Here is a 13450-nt window from a genome sequence, read left to right as displayed (position 1 = left end):
CAGGCCGCCGTTGGAGTGCTCGCGTTGGAGTGCTCGCGTTAGAGTGCTCGCGTTAGAGTGCTCGATGGTGAAGAAGGGCCGCCACGGTCGACCGTCCGGCCACGGTCTACCCTGATGAGTGGAGCATTCCGCCGCGAACACAGGAGTTGACGCGATGACCACGACATCCCCCGATGCCGACCCCACACGGCGCAACGCCCTGACGCACGAGCCCTCGCCTGACCCCACGCTTGACCCCATGCACGAGCCCTCGCCTGACCCCACACCGCAGGACGCTTCGCCCCCGAGAATTGTCTTCGCGATCGTGGGGCGGGGTTGGCGCAGCGAGTTCTTCCTTCGGATCGCGCGCGAGTTTCCCGAACGGTTCGCGATAGCCGGGCTCGTCACCCGCGACGTCGAGGTCGGGCGCGGGATCGAAGCCAAATGGGGCATCCCGACCTTCCGCGATGTCGCCACCCTTGCTGCCGCGACCTCGCCGGAGTTTGTGGTGGTCTCCGTCCCACGCGCCGTGGCGCCCGACGTCATCGAAGAACTGACGCAGCTCGGCCTGCCCGCGCTCACCGAGACACCGCCAGCGGCCGACGTGGAGTCGCTGCTCCGGGTGCACCGGCTGACGGAGAACGGCGCGCTGATTCAGGTGGCGGAGCAGTATCACCTTTCGCCGCTGCTGCGCGCGCAGCTGGCGATTGCTGGCTCTGGGCAGCTCGGGCGGATCAGCTACGCGCTCGTCGCGCAGTGTCACGACTACCACGGGGTCAGCCTCATCCGCCGGGCGCTCGGAATCGGCTTCGAGGACGCACGCATCACGGCGAGCAGCTTCGACTCACCGCTGGTTGTCGGCCCCGGGCGTGAGGGCCAGCCCACCGAGGAACGCTCCGTGACCGCCCACCAGGTCTCGGCCCGCCTCGACTTCGGCGACCGGCTCGGCGTCTATGACTTCGCGGACGAACAATACTTCTCGTGGATCCGCAAGAACCGGATCGTGCTGCGCGGCGACCGCGGCGAAATCTCCGACACCGAGGTGCGTTCGCTGCAGGACTTCCGTACTCCGCTGTTCTCCGACATCCGCCGGGTCGACGCCGGCGAGGGTGGCAACCTCGAGGGCAAGTTCTTGCGCGGCATCACCGCCGCGGGCCGCTGGGAGTACACCAACGACTTCATCCCCGCTCGCCTCAGCGACGACGAACTCGCCATCGCCGAGTGCCTGGTGCGGATGAGCACCTACGTCCACGGAGGCCCGCCGTTCTACAGCGTTGCCGAGGCCGCGCAGGACCACTACCTCGCGCTGCTGATCGCCGAGGCCGTGCGCACTGGCGAACCCGTGCAGTCGGCGCGGCAGGGGTGGGCGCGGTGAGCGCCCTCATCGTGGTGGGCTCCGCGAGCCGCGACTACACCGTGATCGTCGACCGCCATCCGCAGCCCGGCGAGACCCTGCTCGGCGGTGACATCGTTACGGGCGCCGGCGGAAAGGGCGCCAACCAGGCGGTGGCCGCCTCCGCCGCAGGGGTGCCTCCCGTTTTCATCGGCTCGTTCGGCGACGACAGCACCGGCCACGAACTCATCGAAGAGCTGCGCTCCAACGGGGTCGACGTTTCCCACGTCACCACGACCACCGAAGCGCCCACGGGTGTCGCCCTCATCACGGTGGTGACCTCGGGCGAGAACAGCATCGTTGTGGCTGCCGGCGCCAATGCCCGGCTGCAGCCCGATACCAGCGCCGCAATCATCCGCTCGCTTGCAAGCCCTGCCACCGTGGTACTCGCCCAGCTCGAGGTACCTCTCGCCACCGTGATCGCGGTCGCGGACGCGACGCGCGACGCGGGAGCCCGGTTTGTGCTGAACCTCTCGCCGTCGCGGGAGATCCCGGCCGCGCTGCTGGCACTGTGCGATCCGCTCGTGGTGAACGAATCCGAGGCCGCCGCCGTGAGCGGTCGTGCCGTCAGCTCGGTCGCGGATGCACTGGCGGTCGCAAAGGAGCTGCTGCAGCAGAGCGTGTCGGTGGTGATCACCCTCGGCGGCGACGGCGTTGTGCTGGCCACGGCAGAGGGTGTCAGCCACTCCCCCGCGCACCAGGTTTCCGTCGTCGACACCACGGGCGCCGGTGACGCGTTCGTCGGAGCGCTGGCCGCTGAGCTCGCCCGGGGCGCAGACCTGGCTTCGGCCGTGGAGGCAGGCACCGCCGCCGGAGCCCGCGCGGTGCAGCACCTCGGCGCGCAGCCGCCCCGGTCGCCGCAGCCGCCGCAGCCGCCGCAGCCGAACTAGCGACGGGTCGGAGCCCCGCCTCGCCGTCGCGTGTAGTCGTCAGGGGTGGTCGTCAGGGGTGGTCGTCAGGGGTGGTCGTCAAAGGTCGTCGTCAGAGGTGGTCGTCAGAGAACGGGTCGGATCACCCCGAGTACGTGGCGTTCGTCGTCGATGAGCGGGATGCTGCGCCAGCGGTCAAACGCGCCGCACGGGTGACTGATGCCGAACCGCAGAATCTGCCCGGGATCCACGACCGCGTCCGCGGGCACCCGCAGGAACGCGTGGTGGTCGTTGACGGCAGTGACCTCCCAGCCGTCCGTGTCGCCGTCCGTGTCGCCGTCCGTGTCGCCGTCCGTGTCGCGGCCGGTGTCGCCCGCGCCCTCGACAGCGCGGAGCCGACCGAGCACAATGGGCATCCGATCGTCGGTCGGCGCCTCCCGGCGTCCGAACCCGACGATGACGCGATCAGGTTCGGGACGCGACAGCACGCTGGCGAACAATTCCAGTGCGGGGACGAAGTGCTCGCCCACGGCCGCGCCTCGAAAGCCGAACGGCCAGGTGCGGGCGCCGAACGGCGAGGTGCGCGCGTACAGGCCGTGGTCGTGGGTCACGTAGCAGCCACTGCGAAGCACACAGGTGACCGGAAAGTCCCAGCTGTCTGGCCCCAACTCGGCGACGACGAGGTCGAAGAAGGAACTGCCGCCGGCCGTGACGACAGGAGTGCCCGCGAAGAGCCCGGCGTCCGCGCAGTACTTCGTCAGCGCCCGCATCCGGCGGAGAAACTCTGCGGCGCCCCATGGGGTCTCGCCGTCAGACGCTGGCATCAGGCCCTCGAACCCAGCAACGCCCGCGAGGTCAACCCGCGCAGAGCCCGCGACAGCATGCGCGAGTGTGACGGCGTCTGGGTCGCTGCGGATGCCGGTGCGACCGCCGACGAAGCCGAGTTCGATCAGCACCCGCAACTTCGCAGGCGGATTGATCCGGTCGAGCTCCCGCTCGAGCAGGGCCAGCCCGGCGAGACTGTCGACGTAGCAGTAATACTGCGCGTCCCCGCCCGTTAGGTAGGTCGCGGCGACCCAGGCGATCGCGGCCGGGTCGACCAGTTGGTTCGCGTGCAGGATTCGGGTGACGCCGAACCCCGAGAGTGTCCGCACCTGGGAAGTGGTCGCCGCGGTCATCCCCCAGGCCCCCGCTTCCAGCTGGCGCCTGCACAGCTGGCGTGACATGTGTGTCTTCGCGTGCGGCGCCAGCTCCACACGGTTGTCTGCGCAGAACTTCGCCATGATCTGGATGTTGTGACTCGTCGCACTGTCGCTGAGCACCATCAGCGGCAGGTCTGCACCTGCCAGGACGTGCCGTCGTGCGGTCGACTCGCCCCGCCCGTGGATTGGAGGCATCAGAGCCGTCGAAGGAAGCTCTGCACGAGGTCCACCGCACGAAGCGTGAGAGCGGCGAGAATCGCCTCGCCCGTTTCGGGCGTCGCGGGTCGCGGGTCTCCAAACACGCCGCTCGGCGATATCTCCTGTAGCTGCGTGAACAGTGACGGGTAGGTGTCCGGAAAGTCGGGGTAGGACGCCTCCGCTTTGTCCATGTGCACCGCTTCCGGCCGAACGGCCAGGACAATCGACGTCTCCACTTCGTCCGCGTGATAAAAACCGGGACCGGCAGGCAACGTCGTGGCGAACCGCGCTGCGGCCTCCTCAAACCCCGGATAGTCGACGACGAGGGTCGGCAGGGGTGGCACACCGGGGACATGCCCGGAGGTCAGGGCCCGGGCTGCGGCCTTCAAGGGTGCCTGGTTTCCGAAGTCTCCGTTTACAATCACAAACCCGCGCGCGCCCTGCGCGGCCAACGCCGAACCAATATCCGTTGCGATCGCCCTGACGGTCTCAAACGACAGCGACAGCGTGCCCGGGAAACCCGCATTGTTGGACGTTTCACCGTACGCAACGACGGGCAGCAGAGCGCCACCCACCTCTATTGCGACCCGGCGGGCGAGCGCTTCGGCCATGATCGAGTCAGTCTGCAATGGGAGGTGGGGGCCGTGCTGTTCGTGGGCACCGAAGGGAAGCAGCGGGATTGCGCCCGCCCGCAGGGCCTCGGCAAATTCGGGCCAGGACGCATTTGCTGCATCTATCCAACCACCGTGTGCAGAATACGTCATATGCTGTTCTCCTTCTATTGAACTGGCAACGGGCAATTTCGCTACTTCTCCAGTGTGCGGGCTCACCCGCTGCCAGTCTGTGCACCGATCGTCCCACCCCACGGGATCATCGGCCGCCGATATATGTACGATCCTCCGAGATTATGAACACGACGCGTCACAGAGGTATCCAAGTGACTCGGGTTCGGCGGATGGTCCAGAAGCACGATATGTAATCCAGAACAATGTTGGAGGGGCAGACGATCCGCGGGGCGAGCCGAGGTGTTTGACTCAGTCAGACGGCTCACGCCCTTCCTTCGGCCGTGATTGTGCTCTCGCAGGAGGCCGTCGCAGCCCACCTGGTCACCGTCCGATCACACGCCCCTCCCGCGTCGGTGTCCCTCGACCGCGGTCTCTTCTCATTCACAGCTAGGAGTTACAGATGAAGTCAGGACTACACCGCACGCTTGCGGTCGTCGGCCTCGTTGCAGCGATCGGATTCACATCCGCCTGCTCGACCGCCGTTCCGAGCGGCAACACCGACAACGCCACCTCTGCGGCCCGCACCCCGGTCGAAGACCTGAGCATCGCGATTGTGCTCTCGGGCCCCATCACCGACAACGACTTCAACCAGGTCGGATACGAGGCCGCCGAGGCCGCCGGCGAGGAAGTCGGTGCGGAGGTTGCCTACGCAGAGAACGTCAGCGATGCCAACGCCGAACGTACGCTGCGCAACTTCGCCTCAGACGGCTACGACCTGATCATCGCCCACAGCTTCTCGTTTGGTGACGCAACCCTCAGGGTCGCAGCGGAGTTCCCCGACGCCGTGTTCATGGCGGGCACCGCGACCAGCAACGCGGAGAACGTCGGAACCTACGACAACCCTGACTACCAGGGCGCTTATCTTGCCGGGATGCTGGCAGCCGGCGTTGCGAGCGAAGGAACTGTCGGTTGGGTCAGTGCAATCCAGACCCCGAACCTACTCGCGAATCTCCACGCCTACGAAGCCGGCGCCGAGGACATCAACCCCGAGATCACCGTTCTCCACTCCTTCATCGGCAGCTTCTACGACCCGCCCCGCGCGCGTGAAGCAGCTCTCGCCCAGATCCAGTCCGGCGCGCAGGTTCTCAGCGCCCAGACCGTCGGGACCATCGACGGCGCAATCGACGGTGGCGCGCTCGCCATCGGTGCCCTCACTGACCAGAATTTCCTCGGCCCGGACAACGTCCTGACGAGCGTTCTGTGGGATCTCGCGCCCGTCTTCACCGACGTCGCCACCGCGGTCCAGGACGGAAGCTGGACTAACGAGAACTACAGCTACGGCGTTGCCGAGGGTTCGATCACCCTCGCCGACTTCCACGGCCTCGACTCGCGCGTACCCGCCGACGTCATGGCAACGGTGCTCGAGCGTGAGGCGGAGATCGCCTCGGGCGAGTTCGAGGTTCCCTACGACGTCACCACCGTCGACTAGCACTCCCGCCGCCCGCTACCGATGGTTGCGGGCGGCGGCGGCTGCGGGCGGCGGGTGCGCGCGGCGGTGTCACCACCTGCACCAGTTCACCCGGACGTCACTTCATTTGAGAACCGCTTCATTTGAGAACCGCTTCATTTGAGAACCGCTTCATTTGAGAATCACTGAGGACTCACGCGTTGGCTATTTCACCCCTTGAACCCGCCAGAGCCGCGCCCGGTTCAACCACCGGTCCGATTCTGCAGATGGACAAGAGCACCGTTCGATTTGGCGAGGTCGTCGCCAACGACCGGGTCTCGTTTGATTTGGCGCCTGGGGAGATCCACGCGCTCCTCGGCGAGAACGGCGCAGGCAAGACCACCCTCATGCGGGTTCTCGCCGGCCTCATTCAGCCGGACGAAGGCCAGGTCTTTGTCCGCGGTGAAGCACGTTCATTCGAGTCTGTCGCCGATTCGGTAGCGGCGGGAATCGGGATGGTCCACCAGCACTTTATGTTGGTGCCCACCCTCACCGTCGCTGAGAATGTGAGCCTCGGCCTCCGCTCGGCCGGGCGTCTCTTCCCCAACACCGCCCGGGTCGGGCGGGAACTCCGCGCCCTCGCCGATAAGCATGGGCTGTCCCTCGACCCCTCCGCTCGCGTGTCAGACCTGTCCATCGGCCAGCAGCAACGAGTCGAAATCGTGAAGGCGCTCTACCGGGGGGCGACAATCCTGATTCTCGATGAGCCCACGGCCGTACTGACGCCGGGCGAGACAGACTCATTGCTTGCGATGCTGCGATCCCTCACCGAACAGGGAACCTCCGTCGTATTCATCTCGCACAAGCTGCGGGAAATCCGGGCGGTCGCCGACCGGGTGACCGTGCTGCGGCACGGACAAACGGTGGGCACCTGGGCCCTCGACTCGGTGGCAGATGCCGAATTGACATCCGCCATGATCGGCCGCGACGCCGCACCCACGGTCAGTTCCCGGCTCGCACCCACCACGTCGGTTGCCCCTGTGCCACGCCTCGCTGTCGAGCGCGTGGGCGCCCGCGACCGCCGCGGCCACGCCGTGCTCGATTCGGTCAGCCTGAGCGTTGCTCCCGGTGAGATTCTCGGAATCGCGGGTGTCGACGGGAACGGCCAGACCGAACTCGCCGAGATTCTCAGCGGCGTTCGCCGCCCTTCCGCGGGCGAGGTGCGCCTGGACGGTGCGAATATCACTGCCGCCACGGTTGCGGAGCGCATCGGCCACGGCCTCGCGCACGTCCCCGAGGACCGCCAGCGCACCGGCCTCATCCTGGACCTCAGCATCGCCGAAAACCTCGCGATGGAAACGGTCGGTACCGCGATGTTCAGCCGACGGGGTTCGCTCAATCGTGCCGCCGTGCGCGCGCACGCGGAGGACATCATCTCGCGCTTCGACATTCGTTGCAGCGGCCCCGACCAGAGGGTGCGGGACCTCTCCGGAGGTAACCAGCAGAAAGTACTAATCGCCCGCGCCGTCAGCCGGGCGCCGTCCGCACTCGTGGTGTCGCAGCCGACCCGCGGAGTCGATCTCGGCGCTGTCGAGAACATTCACCGCCAAATTCTGGACCTTGCGGCGCAAGGCTGTGCCGTGATTCTCATCTCAACGGAGCTGGACGAGATTCTCGCCCTGTCGGACCGAATCGCGGTTCTGTATTCCGGCACCATCATCTCCACCTATGACCGAGCGACCGTGGATCTGGGCACCCTCGGCATGAACATGACGGGGCAGAGCGTATGAGTACGGCACTACGACCCAGGTCTACCTGGCGGATCACGGTGATGCGGGTGATCGTTGGAACCGACATCGCGTCGATCCCGATCGCGATCATCATCGCGCTGGTGATCGGTGGTGTTCTCATCGCGCTCTCAGGCGTAAACCCGTTTGAAGCCTACGGCGCGCTCCTTCAGGGAGCGTTCGGAACACCCCAGCACCTTGCGGACACGCTCATCGAGGCCACCCCACTCGCGCTCATTGGCGTGGGTATCGCGCTGTGTTTTCGCGCGGGTGTGTTCAACGTCGGCGCGGAGGGACAGTTCCTTCTCGGAGGTATGGCCGCTGCTATCACCGGCAACCTGCTCAGCACCGCTCCCGCCATCGCCACGCTGCTCGCGATGGCCATCGCTGCGGTTCTCGCGGGAGCCGCCTGGGCCGCAATCGCCGCGCTACTGAAGGTCTACCTCGGAGCGTCGGAGACGCTCACCACGATCATGCTGACCTACGTTGCGACATATCTCGTCTCGTATCTGCTGAATGGCCCGGCACGAGACCCCGCGACTCCGATTGCCCAGACCCAGCCACTGACCACATCCGGGCTGTTGCCTGGGCTCTGGCCGGGAACAACACTGCACGTCGGCATCGTCATCGCGCTGATCGTCGCCGTCGCCGCCCACTACTTCCTCCGACGTCGGGTCGGCGGCTTCCAGATTGTGGCTACGGGACTAAATCCGGTCGCAGCGCGCAGCGCCGGGCTCCCGGTGCGGCGCATCCTCATCTCCGTGTTCCTGACCAGCGGAGCACTGGCTGGCCTCGCCGGATTTATACAGGTCTCGGGTGTCCAGGGAAAAATGATCGTCAACCTCTCCCCCGGCTACGGCTACACCGCCATTGTCGTTGCGCTCCTCGGACGCAGCACACCGCTGGGAGCGTTCCTCGCGGCGCTGTTCTTCGGCGCGCTGTCGGCCGGTGGAGCGTCGATGGAAACGAGTGTCGGTGTTCCGGCCTCGGTCGTAACCATCGTCCAGTATCTGACCGTGCTGCTCGTCATCGCATATACCGCAGCACGCACGCTTCGACGGCCATCCCGCGTCGCGGACGAAGAGGAGTAGCCCATGGACATCTTCAACTGGATTGTCTCCGCTCAGGGCGAAGGGTTCTTCTCCGCAACAATGCGCCTCGCCGTTCCGCTGTTGCTCGCCGCCGTCGGCGCGATCTACGCCGAACGTTCCGGGGCCATCAACGTCGGAATCGAGGGGATGATGCTGTCCTCGGCGCTCAGCGCAGCGCTCGTCGCCGCCGACACCGGGAGCCCAACACTGGGTCTCCTGGCGGGTGTCGTCACCGGAATCGCCGTCGCCGCTCTGCTCGCGGTCTTCACCGTTCTGCTTCCGGCCGACCCCGTAGTCGTCGGAATCGCACTCAACCTGCTGGCCGTCGGGGGAACTACCTTCGTCTTCCGCATCTTCTCGAACCAGGTCGGTACCACCACGACTACGCCGGGCATCGACGCTGAGCCGATCCCGTTACTTGAGTCCATCCCCATTCTTGGCCCGTTGCTGTTCGACCAGAGCTACCTCGTCTATATCGCCCTCATCGGAGTCGTTATCACCTGGGTCGTACTCAAGTTCACCAGCTGGGGCCTGCTGCTGCGCGCCGCAGGAGAGCATCCCGCCGCCGCAGACAGTCTCGGACTCAGCGTGAACCGCACCCGTTTTGTCGCGCTGCTGGTCAGCGGCGCGTTCGCGGGGCTCGGTGGCGCGTTTCTGAGCCTGGTCGCCTCGACCCAGTTCGTCGAGAACATGACAGCTGGGCGTGGCTACATTGCCATGGCGATCCTGATACTCGGACACCGCAGTCCGTGGGGCGTACTGCTCGCGTCACTTCTCTTTGGGCTGGGGGATGCCTTCCAGCTGCGAGCCCAACTTGACAACACGGGAGTGCCGTTCCAGTTCCTGCTTATGATCCCGTATGTACTGACGATCGTGACGCTCGCCGTATTCGGCCGCCGGCTCATCGACCCCGCAGCCCTCGGCACCCACTTCCGCCGCGGCCACCGCTGACACGCCGGCGGTGTACCGGCGGTATACCGCCGCGCCGATCCGGGTGCAGGCACCGAGATGCTACGCAGCGGCGCTATCGGCGTGGCAACTCGCCGGCAATCACACGTCCACGGCACACCACCGCGACGACGTTCTCGGTCCGGAGTGAGGCAATGTCCTCCCACGGACGACCCTTCATCAGCACAAAGTCGCTGCCCAGGCCCGGCGCGATGCGGCCGACGGTGGCCCCGAGGCCGACCGCTGCGGCGGCATCCGACGTCGCCGAGACCATGGCGCGTTCCGCAGTCCAGCCGAACATGTCCTTCATTAGCCGCACCTCCTCAAGCTGATCCCCGAAACCGACGAATATGCCGCTCGCATCTGTGCCCAACACAAACCGAACTCCCGCTCGTCCAGCCGCCGGGAAGTGCCGGTTGCGTTCGAGGACCACTTCCTGTGCCTTCGCCTGGGCTTCTGCCGTGACGGACACACGCGCATCCGCGATGATGTCGTTGATCATCAGGGTTGGTGCAACGGGTGTGTTCCGTTCAGTCAAGGTGGCCCAGTGACTGTCATTGAGCCCCGTTCCGTGCTCAATCGAGTCGACTCCCTCGCCCAGTGCTATGTCGATGCCCTCGGTGGTGTGAGTGTGCGCGGCGACGAGCAATCCGAGAGCGTGCGCTTCATCGACGGTGGCCCGGATTTCGGCGAGGGTCTGATTGCGCCAGCCCACCTTGTCGCCCATCGACAGCACTCCCCCACTGGTGTAAATCTTGACACCGGTAGCGCCTTCTCTTGCCCAGGAACGCACGAGCCTGCGGCATTCGTCCGGGCTGTCCGCGACGGGACGGCGGTGCGGATAGTGCGGCGGAATGAAGAGGTCGCCGTGGCCCGCGGTCATTCCCACTTGGCCGTGGGCGAGCAGCCGGGGCCCGACGAGCACTCCCGCGTCAAACGCGCGAGAAACCGCCAGCTGTAGCTGGTCGGCAGCGAGGTCGCGCATCGTGGTGACCCCGGCGCGGGCGTTGGCAAGGGCGTTCGCCGCGATGTGGAGCGTGCGCTCCTCCGGCGGAGTGGTCAGCTGCCACACCGTTCCGTTGACCGACGCGGTCCCGGCGTAGCTATCGAGGTGCACGTGGGTGTCGATGAGCCCGGGGATCAGGCTGTACTCCGGCATCTCGTCGTCGGCAGGCTCAATTGCCACGATCTTGTCGCCGCTCCACCGCACCCGATTCGTTCCAAGGCTGCGCTGACCATCCCACACCGAAACCCCTGCGGTGAGCGAGTCCTGCGCGGAAACGGGGTGGGTGCCGGTGGTTGAGTCGTTCATACGGTCCTTTGATTACGCGCACGCTGAAGTTAGTTGCCTCGACGTGCACCTTGATGTGATCCCAGTCAAACAAGTCTCGCGCCGTGCGGCCATGTGGGATCCCCCAACTCCACACCCGCTGCGCGTGCGGACTGTTGTACGTCGGCCGTCAACATTACGGCCGCGTTTCGGCGCAGTTACTCGGCAAGCGCGTTCTGATCGATCATCCACAATGCGCCGCGATGTTCACCGGACATGTCAGGGGATCCTCCGAAGATTGGCCGCGAGCCGCATGGTTTGCTCGGATGAGCGACCGGTATGAGCTCCATTCCGGCCGCGGTTACGACGAGGGACTTTCTATGTGGCTACCGGCTGAGATTCACCATCACATCGGCTCTTATGCTCTCCGCTGAGCTTCGCATTGGCCGTCGCATTGGCATTGTGCTCCAGCCCGGCGACGACGTGCTGCAATCCATTTCCGACGCCTGCGTTGCACACGACATCCGTCAAGGGTTCATCCCCGTCTTCGTGGGAGCTTTTCGGGCGGCACGATTCATCGCCTCGCACTCTCCCATCGACGACCAGGAGACCCCGCTCAAAGAAGTCGTCGACATTGCGTATGCCGAGGGTCTCGGAAGTGGTTCGGTGACCTGGGACGCGGCGGCGCAGCGGCACCAGATTCATGTGCATCTCGTCGCGGGAGTGAAGGATGCCGCCGCCGCGGGCTTCGCGGGCCACCTACTCTCCGCGACCACCCATTACGTCGCCGAAGTCGTCATCGATGAGGTCATCGACCCACAGATGGTGCGTGTTGCCGACCCGGACGCATTTGGCATAGAGAATCTCAGGTTCATTCCTCGCGAATAGCCGCTTGCGAATAATCGCCCGCCAGACAGCGAGGCGCTACTCGGGGTTGTCCGTGCAGGCCAGCGCCAGGAACAAATCGACCCGGTCGGACATGGTTCCCAGGTCGCGGTCGGTGAGTTCCTCGATGCGCCCGATGCGGTAGCGAAGCGTGTTGGCGTGGAGGTGCAGCTGCCGGGCGGTTTCCATCCACGCTCCGCCGTTGCCCAAAAACGCGCGGAGGGTTCCCAGAAGGTCGCCGCCGTTTTTGTTGTCGTACGCGATCAGCGGGCGCAGTACCTCAGCGGCAAATGATGACCGGGTGCGCTCCCCGAGCATGCGCAGGAGAGCACGGTGGCTCTGCATCGCCGAGGCGCTGACCATCTCAACCGGGCCATCCCCGGACACACCCGCCAGGCGGTCACGCGCGACCGCGACGCTGGAGCTCAGCTGGCTGACACCCGGCGTCGGGTCGCTCACACCCAGTCGAAGCTGACGACCGTTGAGGAGGGGAAGGTAGTCATCGGCAGCCCGGATCACCGACTCCTGCAGGAGCGTGACATCGGTCTCCGGATTGCTCACGAGAAGGATCGCCTGCCGGTCGATTACGCAACCAACGACGCGTTGGTTCTCTGACGCGAACAGTCGATACGCCATCTCAAGTACCGCGGTCAGCGGGAAATCTCGGTCTTCTACCGTGGCCACCACCACGCTCGTCGGAAGTTGCGGGTCGATGCCCTCCAATCGGAGTCGCGCGGAGATCTCGCCCGGCGACACGGCATCGTCGACGAGGACCTGCACCAGCTCGGCAACGTGATTGTGCTGCGCGTTCCTCCAGCGAGCGGACAGTTCCAGCTCGATCCGGAGAGCCCCGAGGAGACCATCGAGAACGATCGATATCTCCGGAGAGAATGTGCGGTGATCACCCCAACAGACGAGATACCCGGCGGCTCCTCCCTGTTGGGTGGCGCCCACCGGCCAGACGGAAAACGGCCGATCTTCGGCATCGGGAACCAGGGAAACGCCGTCCGAGGTACGCCCGACCATGGCATTCCACACCTTGCCCACGTGGGAGTGCGACGGTTGGGTCCCTGCGGCGGCGACAACCGTTCCCACATCGTCCATCAGCCAGCCGCCAACCGAGAATTCATCGCGAAACAGCTGCAGTGCGGCGAGCGCTCCGCCGCCGTGACTGAGCACCTCGGTGAGCTGGTGATTGAAGCGCACACCCCGGGCGAGGATGCCGGACGTGGAATCTGGTTGACCGCGGTCGACTTCTTCCGAAAGCGTTTTGAACGACACCCGCTCCGAGATCGTGGCCAGGGTGAGGTGCCTGGCCCGACAAGCCGCGATAACCGCATCGGGGATATGGCCGAGTTCGATGCGTCCCACAATGAGGGCGGCGACCTTCTGTCGCGCGAGCGCGTCGACGAAGGTGTCGATCCCTCCGGGTCGTTGAGCCCACAGGCCGCTGGTCAACACCACGTCGCCGGAAGAGATGAATCGGGAAGGATCGGGCAGATCAGTGATGTAGACGCCGGTGATCTGCCGGTCGAGCGCGTTGTCGGCGGCAGCGAGAACTGAGATACCAAGCTCGGTCCGGTGAACGAGATCACCAAATATCATCCTGCAGTCCCCGTTTCGTGGGGTCCCATTCTATCCGGGCACCAGGGCGGG

The 13450-nt window shown here is 65.7% G+C and carries 11 protein-coding genes; 7 read left to right on the top strand and 4 right to left on the bottom strand.

The features are described from left to right. Nucleotides 1-154: 154 nt before the first annotated feature. Together B0I08_RS06110 and B0I08_RS06105 are read left to right on the top strand one after the other, a co-directional pair. Nucleotides 155-1354 (top strand): Gfo/Idh/MocA family protein, encoded by a 1200-nt coding sequence (locus B0I08_RS06110; RefSeq protein ID WP_245884626.1) that lies wholly within the window; start codon nucleotides 155-157, stop codon nucleotides 1352-1354. Continuing rightward, entirely contained in the window at nucleotides 1351-2262 is a 912-nt protein-coding gene (locus tag B0I08_RS06105) for a ribokinase (protein WP_106211569.1), read from the top strand. The genes B0I08_RS06110 and B0I08_RS06105 overlap by 4 nt, the downstream gene beginning before the upstream one ends. Before the next feature lie 104 nt (nucleotides 2263-2366). Here B0I08_RS06105 and B0I08_RS06100 read toward each other — a convergent pair whose 3' ends face one another. Then, entirely contained in the window at nucleotides 2367-3638 is a 1272-nt protein-coding gene (locus tag B0I08_RS06100; protein ID WP_106210916.1) for an alanine racemase, read from the bottom strand. Beyond that, complete coding sequence (locus tag B0I08_RS06095) at nucleotides 3638-4405, bottom strand: creatininase family protein (RefSeq protein ID WP_106210914.1); 768 nt, start codon at nucleotides 4403-4405, stop codon at nucleotides 3638-3640. Before B0I08_RS06095 ends, B0I08_RS06100 begins: the two co-directional genes overlap by 1 nt. Nucleotides 4406-4826: 421 nt before the next feature. Between B0I08_RS06095 and B0I08_RS06090 the strand changes: the two genes are divergently transcribed. The 4 genes from B0I08_RS06090 (at nucleotide 4827) to B0I08_RS06075 (ending at nucleotide 9642) form a co-directional block, all read left to right on the top strand. Further along, a complete protein-coding gene (locus B0I08_RS06090; RefSeq protein ID WP_106210912.1) occupies nucleotides 4827-5855 on the top strand; it encodes a BMP family protein in 1029 nt (342 codons plus the stop codon). A 245-nt stretch (nucleotides 5856-6100) separates the two neighbouring features. Further along, nucleotides 6101-7603, top strand: coding sequence for an ABC transporter ATP-binding protein (locus B0I08_RS06085; protein WP_106210909.1), 1503 nt, complete (start codon nucleotides 6101-6103; stop codon nucleotides 7601-7603). Between the two features lie 47 nt (nucleotides 7604-7650). After that, nucleotides 7651-8691 carry an ABC transporter permease gene (locus tag B0I08_RS06080; RefSeq protein ID WP_181243267.1) on the top strand — a complete coding sequence of 347 codons (1041 nt, stop codon included), beginning with the start codon at nucleotides 7651-7653 and terminating at the stop codon, nucleotides 8689-8691. A 3-nt stretch (nucleotides 8692-8694) separates the two neighbouring features. Further along, on the top strand, nucleotides 8695-9642 hold the full coding sequence (locus B0I08_RS06075; RefSeq protein ID WP_106210905.1) for an ABC transporter permease: 948 nt from the start codon (nucleotides 8695-8697) through the stop codon (nucleotides 9640-9642). 73 nt (nucleotides 9643-9715) lie between these two features. Here B0I08_RS06075 and B0I08_RS06070 read toward each other — a convergent pair whose 3' ends face one another. Then, a complete protein-coding gene (locus tag B0I08_RS06070) occupies nucleotides 9716-10951 on the bottom strand; it encodes an amidohydrolase family protein (RefSeq protein ID WP_106210903.1) in 1236 nt (411 codons plus the stop codon). Between the two features lie 297 nt (nucleotides 10952-11248). Here B0I08_RS06070 and B0I08_RS06065 point away from each other — a divergent pair, with 297 nt between their 5' ends. After that, on the top strand, nucleotides 11249-11797 hold the full coding sequence (locus B0I08_RS06065; protein WP_106210901.1) for a PPC domain-containing DNA-binding protein: 549 nt from the start codon (nucleotides 11249-11251) through the stop codon (nucleotides 11795-11797). A 36-nt stretch (nucleotides 11798-11833) separates the two neighbouring features. Here B0I08_RS06065 and B0I08_RS06060 read toward each other — a convergent pair whose 3' ends face one another. Beyond that, nucleotides 11834-13399, bottom strand: a complete 1566-nt coding sequence (locus tag B0I08_RS06060; protein WP_106210899.1) for a PucR family transcriptional regulator — start codon at nucleotides 13397-13399, stop codon at nucleotides 11834-11836. Nucleotides 13400-13450: the final 51 nt, after the last annotated feature.

The organism is Glaciihabitans tibetensis (genome assembly GCF_003003265.1).
GTDB classification, from domain to species: domain Bacteria; phylum Actinomycetota; class Actinomycetes; order Actinomycetales; family Microbacteriaceae; genus Glaciihabitans; species Glaciihabitans tibetensis.
Note: the sequence above shows the minus strand (reverse complement) of the source record. Positions and strands in the feature narration are given on the sequence as shown.

Excerpts from the sequence above, each read along its gene's own strand:
- B0I08_RS06100 (WP_106210916.1), bottom strand. The coding sequence starts at position 3,638 with ATGCCTCCAATCCACGGGCGGGGCGAGTCGACCGCACGACGGCACGTC.
- B0I08_RS06090 (WP_106210912.1), top strand. The coding sequence starts at position 4,827 with ATGAAGTCAGGACTACACCGCACGCTTGCGGTCGTCGGCCTCGTTGCA.
- B0I08_RS06065 (WP_106210901.1), top strand. The coding sequence starts at position 11,249 with ATGAGCTCCATTCCGGCCGCGGTTACGACGAGGGACTTTCTATGTGGC.
- B0I08_RS06060 (WP_106210899.1), bottom strand. The coding sequence starts at position 13,399 with ATGATATTTGGTGATCTCGTTCACCGGACCGAGCTTGGTATCTCAGTT.
- B0I08_RS06075 (WP_106210905.1), top strand. The coding sequence starts at position 8,695 with ATGGACATCTTCAACTGGATTGTCTCCGCTCAGGGCGAAGGGTTCTTC.
- B0I08_RS06085 (WP_106210909.1), top strand. The coding sequence starts at position 6,101 with ATGGACAAGAGCACCGTTCGATTTGGCGAGGTCGTCGCCAACGACCGG.
- B0I08_RS06070 (WP_106210903.1), bottom strand. The coding sequence starts at position 10,951 with ATGAACGACTCAACCACCGGCACCCACCCCGTTTCCGCGCAGGACTCG.
- B0I08_RS06110 (WP_245884626.1), top strand. The coding sequence starts at position 155 with ATGACCACGACATCCCCCGATGCCGACCCCACACGGCGCAACGCCCTG.
- B0I08_RS06095 (WP_106210914.1), bottom strand. The coding sequence starts at position 4,405 with ATGACGTATTCTGCACACGGTGGTTGGATAGATGCAGCAAATGCGTCC.